This is a genomic window from Shuttleworthella sp. MSX8B, assembly GCF_000524295.1.
Classification (GTDB): Bacteria; Bacillota; Clostridia; order Lachnospirales; family Lachnospiraceae; genus Shuttleworthia; species Shuttleworthia satelles.
In genome coordinates, this window is the sequence record NZ_JAQT01000009.1 from 106,290 (window position 1) to 121,914 (window position 15,625).

General features: G+C 54.3%; 13 protein-coding genes. 4 read left to right on the forward strand and 9 right to left on the reverse strand.

The genetic code is table 11. From position 1 onward, the window contains the following. Positions 1–50 precede the first annotated feature (50 nt). On the reverse strand, positions 51–2,129 hold the full coding sequence (locus HMPREF1508_RS01735; protein WP_044958845.1) for an elongation factor G: 2,079 nt from the start codon (positions 2,127–2,129) through the stop codon (positions 51–53). A 229-nt stretch (positions 2,130–2,358) separates the two neighbouring features. Here HMPREF1508_RS01735 and HMPREF1508_RS01740 point away from each other — a divergent pair, with 229 nt between their 5' ends. The 4 genes from HMPREF1508_RS01740 to HMPREF1508_RS01755 are packed head-to-tail and all read left to right on the forward strand — an operon-like array spanning position 2,359 to position 6,699. Beyond that, on the forward strand, positions 2,359–3,456 hold the full coding sequence (locus tag HMPREF1508_RS01740; RefSeq protein ID WP_044958847.1) for a prephenate dehydrogenase: 1,098 nt from the start codon (positions 2,359–2,361) through the stop codon (positions 3,454–3,456). Positions 3,457–3,471: 15 nt separating this feature from the next. Beyond that, entirely contained in the window at positions 3,472–4,740 is a 1,269-nt protein-coding gene (aroA, locus tag HMPREF1508_RS01745; RefSeq protein WP_044958849.1) for a 3-phosphoshikimate 1-carboxyvinyltransferase, read from the forward strand. A gap of 55 nt (positions 4,741–4,795) precedes the next feature. Further along, positions 4,796–6,127: a nucleobase:cation symporter-2 family protein gene (locus tag HMPREF1508_RS01750; protein WP_006906130.1), complete on the forward strand. Its 1,332-nt coding sequence runs from the start codon at positions 4,796–4,798 to the stop codon at positions 6,125–6,127. Beyond that, positions 6,124–6,699: a xanthine phosphoribosyltransferase gene (locus tag HMPREF1508_RS01755; RefSeq protein WP_044958851.1), complete on the forward strand. Its 576-nt coding sequence runs from the start codon at positions 6,124–6,126 to the stop codon at positions 6,697–6,699. Before HMPREF1508_RS01750 ends, HMPREF1508_RS01755 begins: the two co-directional genes overlap by 4 nt. 7 nt (positions 6,700–6,706) lie before the next feature. Here the strand turns inward: HMPREF1508_RS01755 and HMPREF1508_RS01760 are convergent, their stop codons facing one another. From HMPREF1508_RS01760 to HMPREF1508_RS01795, 8 genes are all read right to left on the reverse strand, one after another. Continuing rightward, positions 6,707–7,243, reverse strand: coding sequence for an SEC-C metal-binding domain-containing protein (locus HMPREF1508_RS01760; protein ID WP_006906128.1), 537 nt, complete (start codon positions 7,241–7,243; stop codon positions 6,707–6,709). Positions 7,244–7,268: 25 nt separating this feature from the next. Further along, positions 7,269–7,772, reverse strand: a complete 504-nt coding sequence (locus tag HMPREF1508_RS01765; protein ID WP_044958937.1) for an HD domain-containing protein — start codon at positions 7,770–7,772, stop codon at positions 7,269–7,271. Positions 7,773–7,830: 58 nt separating this feature from the next. Then, the gene (leuS, locus tag HMPREF1508_RS01770; RefSeq protein WP_044958853.1) at positions 7,831–10,263 is read right to left on the reverse strand and encodes a leucine--tRNA ligase; all 2,433 of its coding nucleotides are present in this window, start codon (positions 10,261–10,263) and stop codon (positions 7,831–7,833) included. 17 nt (positions 10,264–10,280) lie between these two features. Continuing rightward, positions 10,281–11,576, reverse strand: a complete 1,296-nt coding sequence (locus HMPREF1508_RS01775) for an adenylosuccinate synthase (protein WP_044958856.1) — start codon at positions 11,574–11,576, stop codon at positions 10,281–10,283. A 29-nt stretch (positions 11,577–11,605) separates the two neighbouring features. Continuing rightward, the gene (locus HMPREF1508_RS01780) at positions 11,606–12,490 is read right to left on the reverse strand and encodes a DegV family protein (RefSeq protein WP_044958858.1); all 885 of its coding nucleotides are present in this window, start codon (positions 12,488–12,490) and stop codon (positions 11,606–11,608) included. Positions 12,491–12,794: 304 nt separating this feature from the next. Beyond that, on the reverse strand, positions 12,795–14,411 hold the full coding sequence (groL, locus tag HMPREF1508_RS01785; protein ID WP_006906123.1) for a chaperonin GroEL: 1,617 nt from the start codon (positions 14,409–14,411) through the stop codon (positions 12,795–12,797). 54 nt (positions 14,412–14,465) lie between these two features. Further along, a complete protein-coding gene (locus HMPREF1508_RS01790) occupies positions 14,466–14,750 on the reverse strand; it encodes a co-chaperone GroES (protein WP_006906122.1) in 285 nt (94 codons plus the stop codon). A gap of 143 nt (positions 14,751–14,893) precedes the next feature. After that, positions 14,894–15,613 carry a hypothetical protein gene (locus tag HMPREF1508_RS01795; RefSeq protein ID WP_044958860.1) on the reverse strand — a complete coding sequence of 240 codons (720 nt, stop codon included), beginning with the start codon at positions 15,611–15,613 and terminating at the stop codon, positions 14,894–14,896. Positions 15,614–15,625 lie beyond the last annotated feature (12 nt).

Consider the following 15,625-nt stretch of genomic DNA (forward strand, 5'->3'; position numbering starts at 1 on the left):
TGCCTGATCATCAAACGCTTGTAGAAATTTTAACACAGGGAAGTCTTTTTTCAAGCATTTTGAGCCGACCGGATGCTGATCTGCGCCTCCTGCACGTCGGCCGGGCAGGGATCATAGCGCAGGAACTCGTAGGAATAGCTCGCGTCCCCTGAGGTCAGAGAGCGCAGGTTGGTTCCATACTCATAGAGGGCGGAATAGGGTACTTCCGCGCGGACAACCTGATAGCCTCCCTCGACAGGATCCAGGGACATAACCCTTCCCCTTCGCTTGTTCAAATCCCCCATCACATCTCCGATGCGCTCATCCGCCACGGTGACCTCAAGAGAGGCAATCGGCTCTAAGAGGATGGGCTTCGCCTGCAGGATGCCCTCCTTCATAGCCATGGACGCTGCCGTCTTAAAGGCCGCCTCGGAGGAATCAACCGGATGGTAGGAGCCGTCATAGAGGGTCGCCTTGACTCCGTAAATCGGGTAGCCGGCAAGCGGTCCCTCTAAAACCCGTTCAGCCAGCCCCTTCTCTACAGCTGGAAAATAGTTCTTGGGAACAGATCCTCCCACAACCTTCTCCTCAAAGACGAATGGAACAGACAGATCGCCGGATGGCTCAAAGGTCATCTTGACATGTCCGTACTGGCCGTGTCCGCCCGTCTGCTTCTTATGCTTATACTCCACGTCGGACTTGCCTAAAATGGTCTCCCGGTAAGCGACCAGGGGCTTATCCAGAAGCATGGTCAGCTTGTACTTATCCGCTAAAATCTCTGCAATCAGCTCCAGGTGAGCTCTGGAAATCCCATAAATCAGCGACTGATGATTCGCCGGATCGCCCTGCGTGCGCAGGGTCAGATCCTCTCTGGCTATCTTCTGCAGGGCCTGCTGCAGCTTGTCATCATCTCCTGACTTTTCTGCCTGATAGGCCAAATAACAGTAGGGCTTGCTGATGACCGGACGCAGATAGGTGACAGGATGCGCCCTTGTCGAGAGACTGTCGCCTGTGGACAGGTCGGCGACCCTGCTTAAAGCCCCAATATCTCCGGCGTGCAGCTCAGAAACCTCCTGGGCCTTGGATCCGGTCAAAAGATAGATCTTGCCGATCTTATCCTCTCTGTCCCTGCCCGCGTTGTAGAGCAGATCATCTGTCTTGAGGACGCCGGAGTTCACCTTGATCATAGAGTACTGTCCCACAAAAGGATCTACCAGGGTCTTAAACACATAGGCGCTCTTGGGCTTGGAGAAGTCGTAGTCGGCCTCAAAGGCTTCATTCGTCTTCGGGTCAATGCCCACACAGGATCTGCGGTCCGGTGAGGGGAGGTATTTCACGATGTCCGCCATCAGAGTGTACATCCCCCGGTGATTCAGATTCGATCCCATCATGACCGGAACGACAGAGCCGTCAATCACACTGACCCGCATGGCCTGACGGATTTCATCCTCCGAGAAGGTATCCCCGTTGAAATAGCGGTCCATGTAGGTCTCAGAGGTCTCCGCAACCGCTTCCAGAAGAACCTCGCGGAACTGGTCCAGATTCTCGTAGGAATAGTCCGGCACATCCATCTTGTCAATGCCGCCGGTCGCGTTCCAGCGCTTTGCCTTCTGCTGGATAATGTTGACATATCCGACGAATTGACCGTTCTCCCGGATGGGGAGGTGGAAGGGGGCGATCTTCTTGCCGTAGAGGGCCTGCAGGTCTTCAATCACCTGACGGTAAGAGGCCTCATCGATGTCCATATCAGTCACGAAAATAATTCTTGGCAGGTGATATTTCTCACAGAGATTCCAGGCCTTCCTGGTGCCGACTTCAATTCCGTTTTTCCCGGAGACTACGATAACCGCGGCGTCAGCGACAGAGACCGCCTCCTCTACCTCTCCCACAAAGTCGGGGTAGCCGGGAGTATCTAAAAGATTGATCTTGGTCTCCCCCCAGATCAGGGGCAACAGGGACAAGTGCACGGAAAACTTATGCTTCTTTTCGACCCCGTCATAGTCGCTGATGGTATTGCCCGCCTCGACGCTCCCCGCCTTGTCCTTGAGACCGGATAAGTAGGCCATGGACTCCGCCAGAGAGGTTTTGCCGGAACCTCCGTGGCCCAGCAGAACGACGTTGCGAATTTTATCACTGGTAAAAACCCTCATACAGCACCCTCCTTATTTGAAATTTTATAGTTAAATTTTACTCATTTCTCTTCGCCTGCGCAATGTAATTTGTCTATATTGAATGAACAAAAGACAGACAAGCAAATCAGCAGAAAATTATCTGATATTTTACCGACAGAAAAACTCTGACTGGGGAAAGTCTTATGAAAGTCCTATATAGAAGAGAATGTGGTTTTCTGCTAGGATAAGTAAAGTTAAGGAGAGAATCATGAGCTATCAAATGATCGGTTTTCTGGGCCTGGGTCTGATCGGAGGATCCATTGCCAAGACCATTCGCAAAAAACACCCAACAATCGAGATCATCGCCAATGATCCGAATGCCGCGTCTCTTGCCATGGCCCATAAAGAGGGGATTATCCGCAACGGACAAGCCCTTCCCCTCTCTGCTTTCGGCCAGTGTGACCTGATTTTTCTCTGCGCTCCGGTCGGTGTGAACATCTCCTACTTAAGGCAGCTTAAGGACCTGATTCAAGCCGACAGTATCATCACGGACGTCTCCTCTGTCAAGGGCCAGATCCGAAAGGCTGTCACCGAGGAGGGCTTAAGCTCCAACTTCATCGGCGGCCACCCTATGGCGGGGGCGGAGTTGATCGGCTATGAACACGCCAAAGACAATCTGCTTGAGAACGCGTACTATCTGATCACGCACACAGACGATATCCGATCCGATCGGGTCAGAGAATTTTCTTCCTTTATCAAGTCCCTCGGCGCCAAAATCATGCTCATGGATCCCAGGGAGCACGATCACGCGACTGCGGCCATTTCCCACCTGCCCCATATCATCTCCGCGTCTCTTGTCAACTTTGTCCAGGCGTCCGACGATGATAAGAATACGCTCAAGGCCATTGCCTCCGGCGGCTTTCGGGATATCACCCGCATCTCCTCCTCCTCCCCTCTCATGTGGGAGCATATCTGCCTGGCCAATCGGGATGAGATTCTTGTCCTTTTCGAGGCTTATCGCAGGCAGCTGGACCAGTTCCGGGAGAGAATTGCCGCGGGGGACGGGGAGCAGATCCGCAGGCTCTTCGCGGATGCCAAGGAATACCGGGACTCCCTCCCCATCCGTGGCAAGGGCGCTCTCCCGGATATCTATGAATTCTACTGCGATCTAATCGATGAGATCGGCGGTATTGCCTCCGTCGCATCCATCCTGAGCGCAGGCAGAATCAGTATCCGCAACATTGGTATTGTACACAACCGCGAGTTCTCGGACGGCGTATTAAAGCTCGAGTTCTACGACGAGGACGCCATGGAGCAGGCCATGCGGCTGCTCGCCGCCCATCACTACACCATTCACAGGCGCTGAGAGAAAGGACAGGATATGCCACAGTCACTTCACGGCAGGATCAGAATTCCGGGAGACAAGTCCATCTCTCACCGGGGGATCATGCTCGGTTCTATCGCCCGGGGGATGACGGAGCTCTTTGGCTTCTTAGATGGAGCGGACTGCCGGTCCTCCATCGCGTGCTTTCGTCAACTGGGGGTTGATATCATCCAGGATGGGGATCACATCCGTATCTTAGGCGGGGGCCTTCACGGCCTGCAGCAGCCCAAAGAAATTCTGAATGTGGGCAATTCCGGCACCACAGCCCGCCTCATGTCCGGCATTCTGGCCGGGCAGAGCTTTCCCTCCTCTCTGACTGGCGACACCTCGATTCAGAGACGGCCTATGACCCGTATTATTGATCCTCTGCATGCCATGGGAGCCAGGATAAGATCGCGCAGGGACGACGGCTGCGCCCCCCTGGATATCGAGCCCTCCGCACTGAGAGGTATTGACTATCTCTCTCCCCTGGCCTCTGCCCAGGTCAAGTCCTCTGTCCTTTTGGCCGGACTCTACGCCCAGGGAAAGACCTCTGTGACAGAGCCCGCCAAGTCCAGAGACCACTCTGAGCGCATGCTCCGCGCCTTCGGCGCCGATCTGGTCGAAGACGGACTGACGGTGAGCATATCCCCGAATCCAGACCTGACCGGCCAAAAGATCCATGTGCCCGGAGATATCTCTTCCGCCGCCTACTGGATTGCGGCAGCTTCGATCATCCCGGGTTCGGAAATCATCATTGAAAACGTCAACATCAATCCGACCCGGGACGGGATTTTGCATATTGCCAGGGCAATGGGGGCTGACATTGAAGAAATCAATCCTCACACCGTCTCGCAGGAGCCGGTGGCGGATCTTTTCGTCCGCTCTGCTGAGCTGCATGGCACCAGAGTTGACGGCCCCATCATCCCAAGACTGATCGATGAGATCCCCGTCATCGCACTCATGGCGGCCTGTGCCGAGGGTGAGACCACCATTGCCGACGCCCACGAGCTTCGCGTCAAGGAGTCCGACCGCATTGAGTCCATGGTAAAAAACCTTTCCGCCATGGGAGTATCTGTGACAGGTACGGATGACGGCATGGTGATTTGCGGCGGCGCGTCACTCAGGGGGGCTGATATTGTCACCTGCCACGATCATCGGATCGCCATGACCTTCGCTGTCGCCTCTCTGCTCGCCGACGGCCCGGTTCATCTGGATGATCCGGACTGTGTCAGCGTCTCCTACCCCGGTTTTTATCGGAGTCTGCAGCTTCTTCTCGGTCAGTGAGCCGGTTGTCAAATGAATCTGTCAGCAGCAGTTAGTTACAGAAAAAGGAGTTCTTATGAATCAGAATCGAGATGAAGGTCCTATGAATCAAAACCAGGATGAGCTTCTCTACGGCATCGAGGACAATCCTCCCCTCGGCCTCTCTTTCCTTCTTGCCTTCCAGCACATTCTGGCCGCCTTCGCTGGGATCATTGCCGTCCCCCTGGTAGTCTGTAATGCCCTCAATTTCTCTGTCGAGCAGACAACGATCATGGTTTCCGCGACAATCTTCGCGTCGGGACTCACGACTTTCATTCAGTCCAAGGGGATCGGACCTGTCGGATCCCGGGTCTCCGGCATGATGGGGACCGACTTCACCTTTGTCAATCCGACGATTTCCGTGGGGGCACAGTTCGGGATCGCGGGCATTGTGGCCGCGACCATAACCGGATCTGCCGTCGAAATCATCCTGAGTCGCTTTATCAGACCGCTGATGCGTTTTTTCCCTCCTCTCATTACCGGAACCGTCGTCTCTCTGATCGGAATCACCTTGCTCCCTGTCAGCATGGACTGGGCCGCGGGAGGATCCGGAGCCGCAGACTATGCCTCCCTGCGCAATCTGGCCGTCGCCCTTGTCGTCATGCTCTTTACCCTCTTCTTAAACCACTTCGGCAGGGGAATTCTCAAGTCCGCCGCGGTCTTCGTCGGCATGGTCTTCGGCTACCTGATCTGTATCCCCCTGGGAATGGTTGATCTGGGGCAGGTCACATCCGCCTCCTGGTTCTCCATCCCTATGATTTTCCGCTATGGCTTTCATTTTGACCTGGCTTCAACCCTGGCCTTCGTTCCCGCCTATCTGGTATCTACCATTGGAACGGTCGGAATCGTGATCGCCATCGGAGAATCCTCACACAGCCGTCTCTCCTCTGACCGCGTCGCCGCAGGCGTCCTGGCGGACGGGGTCGGTTCCGCCATCTCCGGCCTCTTTGGCGCCGGCCCCAACACTTCCTTCTCTCAGAATGTCGGCCTGATCACCCTGACTAAGGTCGCCTCCAGAAGAGTCATGATGCTGTCCGGGATTCTTCTGGCTGTCATGGGTGTTCTCCCCAAATTCGCCGCCCTGATCTCTGTAATGCCCCAGCCTGTTCTGGGCGGCGCCGGCGTCATCATGTTCGGTCTGGTTGCCGCGCAGGGGATCAAAACCCTTTCCTCCATCCATCTGGGCGACCGTGAGCTTTTGATCATTTCCGTCTCACTTGCCCTGGGAATCGGTGTGACGGTTCGTCCCGAGATTCTCAAGAACCTGCCCCAGGCTCTGCAGATGATTTTCTCTTCCGGCATTTCCACCGGAACCCTGGCCGCTCTGATCCTCAACGTTATTCTGCCCGCAAGAAAGGAAAATGCATGAAACTCTTAGAAGACCGCATCACAGACGAGGGACGGATTCTCCCCGGAAACATTCTGAAGGTAGACCATTTTCTCAACCACCAGGTAGATCCGCAGCTTATGATGGCTATGGGGCATGACTTTGCCGAACACTTTCAGGATCGGCAGATCACCAGGGTTCTGACCCTGGAGGTCTCCGGGATCGCCATGGCTTTGACGGCCGCCTATGCCCTAAAGGTCCCCCTGGTTTTCGCAAAAAAAATTGCCTCCGTCACCCTGGGAGACAATGTCTATAGTTCTAAGGTTTATTCTTACACCAAGAAGAGAGAATATACCATCCGCGTCGACAAAAAATTCCTGGCCGACGGGGACAAGGTTCTCATCATTGACGACTTTCTGGCAGTCGGCCAGGCTCTGGGCGGTCTAATCGACCTCTGTGATCAGGCCCATGCCCAGGTGGCAGGCATTGGTATTGCCATCGAAAAGGCCTTCCAGGGCGGCGGCGATAAGTACCGCGCGATGGGCTACGAAGTGTACTCCCAGGCGAAGATCCGTGAATTCAGCAGTGAAGGCGTGATCTTCGCGGCCGACTAGGGCAGGGTCAGGCCTGCTCGTAGCCGGGCAGCGGCTCAGCCCCTTTTCTTCCGTGGCAGAACTTGTATTTCTTGCCGGACCCGCAGGGACAGGGATCATTTCTGCCGATTTTCTTTGGCTTGACAACCGTCGTTGACTGCTTCTGCTCGCGGTAGAGCTCCTTCTTCTTCTCCGCAGAGAAGATCTTATCCCACTGGGGAAGCTCATAGAGCCAGTCGGCACGGGCGTCGACCATATTTTTATAGAGGCGTTCCTTATCAAATGCCAGAGAAACCCTGCTGTCCTCCTCGATGGTCTCAACCGGATTCGGAGTCAGAAGACTCTCATTGATCCCGTCCAGAAATCCGGTCATCTCAAGAACCGTGATACCGAACCGGTCCGCAAGCTCCCTGACGCTGCCCTCAACGACCTTGTCGGGGTCTGCCAAAAGGATCTCGTAGACGGACTTCTCCTTCTTGAAATAATCGTCCCAGAAGGCCTGCAGGGCCTGGCTGGGCTGATTCTCGTTATAAGCGATTTTCTTCCACTCATCAAATAAAGCCATCTGTCTTTTCCTTTCACTTATAGGATCAAGCGCAATTTCCGCAGAGCGGAATCAATCGTCCCCTCCGGTTTAAACCAAGCCTGACATGGGTCATCTCCGAGAAGGCGGACATCTTATCCGCATGGGAGACAATCCATCCTACCTTAGAGAGGGGCCTGGGCCCGAAGGGATACATATGGGTCAGGATCGCCTCGTACTCAATCTGACTGATCTCAAAATGAGACCTGCTGGTCTCTGCGGCAACCTTGGGGTGGTGCAGAAGCTGGGACTCATTGCAGGCATTTGCCGGATCATAAAAGTCATACATGCAGAAATCATGCAGGAGGCCTGCCCGCGCGGCCATGCGCTCGTCGGCATTCATCTTCCTGGCCAGCCACCAGGACAGATAGGAGACATTGATGCTGTGCTGGAGGCGGTTGGAGCTGATGTGCTGACGATACTGCTCCAGACTCTGAAAATCCGCGTCAGAGAGGATGTCCTCCACCAGGACGATATAATCCGGATTCACCTGCTCGGAAAGTTGAATCATATAGGATAAAAACATCCTGCTTCACAACAAAGTTGATGATCTTGCCGAAATAATCTGCCTACTTCACGACAAAATTGATGATCTTACCGGGGACATAGATCTCCTTGACAAGAGTGCCGGCCGCAAGATACCTGGCGACATTCTCCTCCGCTCTGGCGGCAGCCAAAACATCATCTCTGGAGGCTCCGTTTGCAATCTCAATGCTGCCGCGGACCTTGCCGTTGACCTGAACGCCCATTTTCACAGTCGCGTCTTTGGTCTTATCCTCATCATAAACAGGCCAGGCGGATGTGGTGCAGAAGCTTGTGCCGTCCGTATTGTAGCCCATGCTCTCCCACATCTCCTCAGTCAGATGGGGCGCGAAGGGGGATAAAAGCTGCAGGAAAATCCTGACGTCATCCCTGGTCACAGCGCCGGCCTTCTGGAACTCATTGGTCAGAGCCATGAGGGTCGCGATCGCCGTGTTGAACTTCATATTCTCAATGTCATTTGACACCTTCTTGATCGCCTTGTGTAAAGAGACCTCAATGGCGGGATTTTCCCTGTCAAGAGTCGCGATCTCGTCAAACCTGCTGACGCGGTCCAGAAAACGGCGGCAGCCGTTTAAGGACTCGTCGGACCAGGGGGCAGCGGACGCGTAGTCTCCCATGAACATCACATAGGTCCGCAGGGTATCCGCCCCGTAATCTCTGACAATATCCAAGGGATCGATGACATTGCCCTTGGACTTGGACATCTTCTCCCCGTCCGGTCCTAAGATCAGTCCCTGATAGGTTCTCTTTGCGTAGGGCTCCGGGCATCCGACCTGGCCGATATCATAGAGAAAATGATGCCAGAACCTGGAGTAGAGCAGATGCCTTGTGACATGTTCCATACCGCCGTTGTAGTGGTCGACGGGCATCCAGTAATCGAGCTTCTTGCGATCCGCGAAAGCCTTGTCATTGTGGGCGTCTGTAAAGCGCAGGAAGTACCAGGAAGAGCCTGCCCACTGGGGCATGGTATCCGTCTCTCTCTTGGCTGGCTTGCCGCAGTTGGGGCAGGTACAATTGACAAAGGAATCGATCCTGGCAAGAGGGCTCTGCCCATCCGTGCCCGGCTCAAAATTCTCCACATCAGGCAGGGTCAGGGGCAGCTGGTCCTCCGGCAGGGGAACGACGCCGCAGTCAGGGCAGTGAACCAGGGGGATGGGCTCTCCCCAGTAGCGCTGACGGTTGAAGGCCCAGTCCTTCATTTTGTACTGAACTCCCTTGTGACCCAGGCCGTGCTCCCTGAGATAGGTCTGCATCCTGGCAATGGAGTCCTTCTTTTTGGTCAGACCATTTAAAATGCCGGAGTTGATCATGGGACCCTCGCCGGTATAGGCCTCCGTCTCGATATCTCCTCCCTCGATCACAGGGATGATCCTGACGCCGAACTTCCTGGCAAATTCCCAGTCTCTCTGATCATGCGCGGGCACAGCCATGATCGCCCCAGTACCGTAGCCCATCATGACATAGTCGGAGATAAAAATCGGGATCTCTTCCCCCGTGATGGGGTTTATGGCTGTCAGTCCATCAATCCTGACCCCGGTCTTGTCCTTGACAAGCTGCGTTCTCTCGAACTCGGTCTTTTTGGATGACTCCCTGCGATAGCCGGCGATGTCATCCCAGTTGCTGATACGATCCCTGTACTGATCCAAAATGGGATGTTCAGGGGCGCAGACCATGAAGGTGACCCCGTAGAGGGTGTCACAGCGAGTCGTATAGACCTCCAGCCTGCTGTCGTCCAGGGCTTTCCCCTCGCTGTCGGCGACGGGGAAATTGACGAAGGTCCCCTCGGACTTCCCGATCCAGGATATCTCCTGCTGCTTGACGGAGTCCGGATAATCCACATCATTCAGGCCGTCCAACAGCTTGTCCGCATAGTCTGTAATGCGCAAAAACCAGACGTCCTTGGACATCTGAACCACATCCGAACCGCAGATATCACACTTGCCCCCCTGAGAATCCTCGTTGGAGAGGACGACCTTGCAGTTGGGGCAGTAATTCACAAGCGTCTTGGAGCGGAATACCAGACCATGCTTGTAGAGCTGCAGGAAGATCCACTGGGTCCACTTATAATAGTCTGGCCGGCTGGTCGCGAAGCACCTGTCCCAGTCAAAGGAAAAACCCACTCTGCGAAGCTGCTCGGAAAAATGCTCGATATTTTTCTCCGTAATCACATGCGGATGCGTGTTGGTCTTGATGGCATAGTTCTCCGCCGGAAGGCCAAAGGAATCAAATCCGATGGGGAAGAGAACATTATAGCCCTGCATCCGGCGTTTTCTGGCCAGGACCTCGATGGAGGAATAGGCCTTAATATGTCCAACATGCATCCCTGCGCCGGAGGGATAAGGAAACTCTACCAGGCCATACCACTTGGGCTGATCCGCGAAGTCAACGGCCCGAAAGATCTGAGCGTCCGCCCAGCGCTTCTGCCACTTGGGCTCGATTTTCTTGAAGTTATACTGCATGGGAATCCTCTTTCCTCTTACTTCTTCAGGGGAGACTGGCGATAGATAATGTCTTCACGGGCAGGTCCGTTGGACACCATTGTAATGGGATAGCCCAACTCTGCCTCGATAAAATTGACATAGTCCCTGGCCTCTTTGGGCAGATCCTCAAAATTCTTAATTCCGCGGATATCGCACTTCCAGCCCTTGAAATACTGATAGACAGGCCTGCAGCGGGACAGATCCTTGGTCACTGGAAACTCCCTGATCTGCCTGCCATCCAGTTCATAGGCCACACAGACAGGAATCTGATCCAGGTATCCCAGATCATCCAATACCGTAAATGCCACATCCGTGCATCCCTGCAGACGACAGCCGTACTTTGAGGCGACGCAGTCATACCAGCCGACCCGGCGCGGGCGTCCGGTTGTCGCCCCATACTCACCGCCATCTCCGCCGTGATTTCGCAGGGAGGACGCCTCGTCACCAAAGATCTCTGAGACGAATTCGCCGGCGCCGACTGCGGAGGAATAGGCCTTGGAGACGACGACGATCTTCTTGATCTCATAGGGGGGGATTCCGGCGCCGATAGCCCCATAGGCCGCCAGGGGTGAGGAGGAAGTGACCATGGGATAGATTCCGTGGTCGGGATCCTTCATCGTCCCAAGCTGTCCCTCGAGAAGGATGGTCTTGTTCTCCCTGATTGCCCGATCCAGGTAGAGGGATACGTTGCCAAGATAGGGCTTGACGCGATCTCTCATCTCTTTGATCCAGGCCAAAAGCGCCTCCTGATCAATGGGATCCGCATCGTAGAGGTGAACCAGCATGGTGTCCTTGATCGCTGCAATACGGGCAATCTTCTCTCTCAGGACCTCATCGCTCTGGTAGAATTCATTGATCTGCCAGCCAATCTTTGCGTACTTATCGGAATAAAAGGGGGCGATACCGGACTTTGTGGACCCGAAGGACTTGCCTGCCAGACGGGCCTCCTCCAGAGAGTCGAACGTGACATGGTAGGGCATGAGCACCTGCACACGGTCTGAGACCATAATCTGAGGAACAGGCACACCCTTGGATGTGACGTCATCCAGTTCCGCCATAAACTTCTCGATATCGAAGGCCACACCGTTGCCGATGATATTCATGATACTGGGATGAAAGACGCCGGAGGGCATGGTGTGCAGGGCGAACTTTCCATACTCGTTGACGATGGTGTGACCGGCATTGGCGCCGCCCTGAAAGCGGATGACAACATCGGCGTCATCTGCCAGGGTATCCGTGATCTTTCCCTTGCCCTCATCGCCCCAATTGGCTCCAACGACTGCTTTAACCATGACAAATCCTCCTGTATCTATAGAACAGCTTACGCATAATAGGAATCATCCAGATTCCTGGTGCAGGTGATCGCAAGAGCGCCCGGGCCCAGATGACAGGCGATGCTCGACGGCAGGGGATCAATGATAATCTCCTGATCCGGCCAGAGAGCCCTCGCCTCCTGCCGGAAGAGGTCTGCCTCCTCCCTGCTCTGAATGTGGGCCATGGATATCGTGATGTCAGACATGGGCAATCCGGCAAAACGATTCCTGAGATCGGACGCGACCGCGTCTAACATAATCTGCTTTGCCTGTTTTATCGTTCTGGCCTTGGCAAAGGTGTCAAGCTTCTCTCCCTGGATCTGCAGCACCGGCTTGATGTGAAGCAGGGTCCCGATCATCGCGGCCGCCGGGGTGAGCCGTCCGCCTCTCTTTAGATACTCTAAGGTATCCAGCGTAATATAGATCGATGACTCATGCGCCGTCTTCTCGAGAACCCGGCGAATCTGATCGGCGGACTTTCCGGCGTCAGCCATTTTCTTAGCTTCGATAACAGAGAGCTTCAGTGTGACGGAAATCCGGTGATTGTCGACGACAAACACCTTCCCCTGATATTCCTCCTCCTCAGCGAAGTTCCTGGCCGTCAGGCAGGAGGAAGAAAGTCCGGAAGACATGGGAATATAGACCACTTCCTCATAATCCTTAAGAAGTCTGTTCCAGCAGTCCATGACATCGCCGACAGCAGGCATGGAGGTGGAAATGTCCCGGCTTGAGGTCAGTTTCTTATAGAATTCCTCAGAACTCAGATCAACTCCTTCCAGGTAAAGCTGTCCGTCAATATAAAAAGGCATCGGCAGGACCGTGACGCCAAGTCTTTTCGCCTCTTCCTGCGTAATGCCGCTGTTTGAATCCGTTGCAACTGCCACTCTGCTCATTGCCTGTATCCTTCTGTTTCCTGCGTCCACTCATGGCTTTTCACACGCGTCTAATACTAGCACATACACAGAGTTCACGCAACGAAGCTGCTGAAGCCAGACATGTAAAAGGTCTGGACAAGTAGGTGCAAAAAAGCCGGGCCAACCTTGTAAATGACCCGGGCCGGTTCACGCCAAAAAGCATCGGAAAAACAAATATGCAGTCACACAAAATTAAAGCAAAGAGACCTCTCCAACCGCGGCCAGAATATGGTCGCGTTCGAAGAGATCTCTCAGATTGGAAAAACTTATCCTGCGAATGACATTACATCATTCCGGGTGCAGCGGCGGGCATGGCCGGTGTATCCTCCTTGATGTCGGCAACGACAGACTCTGTTGTGAGCAGGGTGCTGGCAACAGACGCCGCGTTGAGAAGAGCGGTTCTGGAAACCTTGACCGGATCCAGGATCCCTGACTCTACCATGTCGACATAGTTCTCATGATAAGCGTCAAATCCAAAGCCGATTTCAGACTCTCTGACCTTGTTGATGATAACGGATCCCTCGAGACCGGCGTTGTCAACGATGTAGAAAAGGGGAGCTTCCAGGGCCTTCTCGATAACCTGAGCGCCCGTCTTCTCATCGCCTTCCAGCTGCTCGGCCAAATCGTGCACCTTCTTGGCAGCGTGGATATAAGCGGAACCGCCTCCTGCGATAATTCCCTCTTCCACTGCGGCGCGGGTCGCGTTTAAGGCATCCTCCATGCGAAGCTTGGCTTCCTTCATCTCTGTCTCGGTGGCTGCGCCCACGCGGATTACAGCGACGCCGCCTGCCAGCTTGGCCAGGCGCTCCTGCAGCTTCTCGCGGTCAAAGTCGGAAGTGGTCTCTTCAATCTGACCACGAATCTGCTTGATTCTGGCAGCAATGGCATCCTTATCACCGGCTCCGTCTACCAGAGTGGTGTTCTCCTTGGTGATCTTGGCGCTCTTGGCGCGACCCAGCTGATCCATGGTCGTCTCCTTGAGCTCAAGACCGAGCTCAGAAGAGATCACCGTTCCGCCGGTCAGGATTGCGATATCCTGCAGCATCTCCTTGCGGCGGTCGCCATAGCCGGGAGCCTTGACGGCAACCACATTGAACGTGCCGCGAAGCTTATTGAGGATCAGGGTCGTCAGAGCCTCTCCCTCGACGTCCTCGGCGATGATCAAAAGTCTCTGACCCTGCTGTACGATCTGCTCCAAGAGGGGCAGGATCTCCTGGATATTGGAGATCTTCTTATCTGTAATCAGAATATAGGGATCGTCCAATACAGCTTCCATCTTGTCCGTATCGGTCACCATATAAGAGCTGATATAACCGCGGTCGAACTGCATTCCCTCGACCACATCCAGCTCCGTCTGCATGGTCTTGGATTCCTCAATAGTGATGACTCCGTCATTGGAGACCTTCTCCATGGCGTCTGCAACCATCTCGCCGACCTGCTCGTCGGAGGCGGAAATCGCCGCAACCTTGGCGATCTGATCCTTGGATGCAACCGGAGAAGACATCTCAACCAGAGCGTCTGCGGCAACATTGGTTGCCTTCTTCATACCCTTGCGCAGTACGATGGGGTTGGCGCCCGCAGCCAGGTTGCGCATACCGGCGTGAATCATAGCCTGAGCCAAAACTGTCGCCGTTGTGGTTCCGTCGCCGGCAACATCATTGGTCTTGGTGGCGACCTCCTTCACAAGCTGAGCGCCCATGTTCTCAAAGCGATCCTCCAGTTCAATTTCCTTGGCGATCGAGACTCCGTCATTGGTAATCAGGGGTGCACCATAGGACTTGTCAAGGACGACATTGCGCCCCTTGGGACCGAGGGTGACCCGCACCGTGTCAGCCAGCTGGTCTACACCGGACTGCAGAGCCGCCCTGGCCTCCGCTCCAAACTTAATTTCCTTAGCCATTTTTCTTACCTTCTTTCACAGTAATTGATGCAAACTCATCGAAAACAGAAAACCTTACTCTACAACAGCGAGAATATCGTTCTGGCGGACAATGACATATTCCTGACCGTCCAGCTTCACCTCTGTGCCGGCATACTTGGAATAAATGACCTTCTGTCCCTGGCTGACCTGCATGGTGACCTCTTTGCCATCCACCAGACCTCCGGGACCAACAGCTATAACCAGAGCTTCCTGGGGCTTCTCCTGGGACGCGGATGACAGAAGAATGCCGGAAGCGGTCTTCTCCTCTGCCTCAACCTGCTGCAGAACAACTCTGTCAGATAAGGGAACTAATTTCATGTAATAACCTCCTTGATGTCTAGTTATTAGCACTCGTTAAAATAGAGTGCTAACTCATAGGACTATATTAGTTTTTCACCCGGAACACTTCAAGGGAAAAAGGCAATAAAAATATGAATATTTTGTGAACATCACATGGTCTTCTACTCCGACTCATCCTCCGAAAGGATCTGCATGTCATCCTCTGAAGCTATGTCCCCTGCCTCAGCTCCATCCGCAATCACTTCCGTAGATTCATCCGCCATGAAGCTGCGGTTTGCCTCCTGCATCCGCCTGAACTCCCTCTTCTCCAGGTGTCTGCTGAAAAGAAGCTGCATCAGGGATAAGATTTGCGAGAAGATCCCCATGACTCCGACAAATACCATGGCAAAACAGGCCCTCTCGAACTTGCCGCTGATCAGGGCTCCGGGATCCAGAATCAGAAGAATCGCGCAAATTGCGGTCAGAATGGCAAAGAGCAGGGGCAGATACCAGAACTTTCTTTTCAGGAGGAGAATCTGAAGAGCGGACTGGGCGAAGCCCGCTCCGGCATAGAGAAAGAGGACGCCCAAAAAGAGAGAAAAATGCTCTGTGACGGCCCCCATGCGAATCGCTGCCAGGGCACAGGCCAGGGTCAAAAGCAGGCCGCTTCGAAAGCTGTCATTGCCAAGACTCCGGTAATGTCCCTTGACCACATAGACCGCCATGGACGACAGACCCCGGATCAGAAATCCCGAGAGCAGGAGGTAGGCGGCCAGACTCTGTCCCTCCGCCGACTTTCTGAACAGATAAATTCCAAGGCCGATAAAGAGTCCCTGCAGGGCAAGATCAATACTCCAATTGACGACCAGACCTGGGCGAAGCCCGCCATTGAACTTGTCCATAATCCTCTTCTC

What these genes read in the sequence shown, in the direction of transcription:
- HMPREF1508_RS01765 (WP_044958937.1), bottom strand. Translation starts at nt 7,772, where the DNA reads ATGATTCAACTTTCCGAGCAGGTGAATCCGGATTATATCGTCCTGGTG.
- leuS (WP_044958853.1), bottom strand. Translation starts at nt 10,263, where the DNA reads ATGCAGTATAACTTCAAGAAAATCGAGCCCAAGTGGCAGAAGCGCTGG.
- HMPREF1508_RS01740 (WP_044958847.1), top strand. Translation starts at nt 2,359, where the DNA reads ATGAGCTATCAAATGATCGGTTTTCTGGGCCTGGGTCTGATCGGAGGA.
- HMPREF1508_RS01750 (WP_006906130.1), top strand. Translation starts at nt 4,796, where the DNA reads ATGAATCAGAATCGAGATGAAGGTCCTATGAATCAAAACCAGGATGAG.
- HMPREF1508_RS01795 (WP_044958860.1), bottom strand. Translation starts at nt 15,613, where the DNA reads ATGGACAAGTTCAATGGCGGGCTTCGCCCAGGTCTGGTCGTCAATTGG.
- HMPREF1508_RS01755 (WP_044958851.1), top strand. Translation starts at nt 6,124, where the DNA reads ATGAAACTCTTAGAAGACCGCATCACAGACGAGGGACGGATTCTCCCC.
- HMPREF1508_RS01760 (WP_006906128.1), bottom strand. Translation starts at nt 7,243, where the DNA reads ATGGCTTTATTTGATGAGTGGAAGAAAATCGCTTATAACGAGAATCAG.
- aroA (WP_044958849.1), top strand. Translation starts at nt 3,472, where the DNA reads ATGCCACAGTCACTTCACGGCAGGATCAGAATTCCGGGAGACAAGTCC.
- HMPREF1508_RS01790 (WP_006906122.1), bottom strand. Translation starts at nt 14,750, where the DNA reads ATGAAATTAGTTCCCTTATCTGACAGAGTTGTTCTGCAGCAGGTTGAG.
- HMPREF1508_RS01735 (WP_044958845.1), bottom strand. Translation starts at nt 2,129, where the DNA reads ATGAGGGTTTTTACCAGTGATAAAATTCGCAACGTCGTTCTGCTGGGC.
- groL (WP_006906123.1), bottom strand. Translation starts at nt 14,411, where the DNA reads ATGGCTAAGGAAATTAAGTTTGGAGCGGAGGCCAGGGCGGCTCTGCAG.
- HMPREF1508_RS01775 (WP_044958856.1), bottom strand. Translation starts at nt 11,576, where the DNA reads ATGGTTAAAGCAGTCGTTGGAGCCAATTGGGGCGATGAGGGCAAGGGA.
- HMPREF1508_RS01780 (WP_044958858.1), bottom strand. Translation starts at nt 12,490, where the DNA reads ATGAGCAGAGTGGCAGTTGCAACGGATTCAAACAGCGGCATTACGCAG.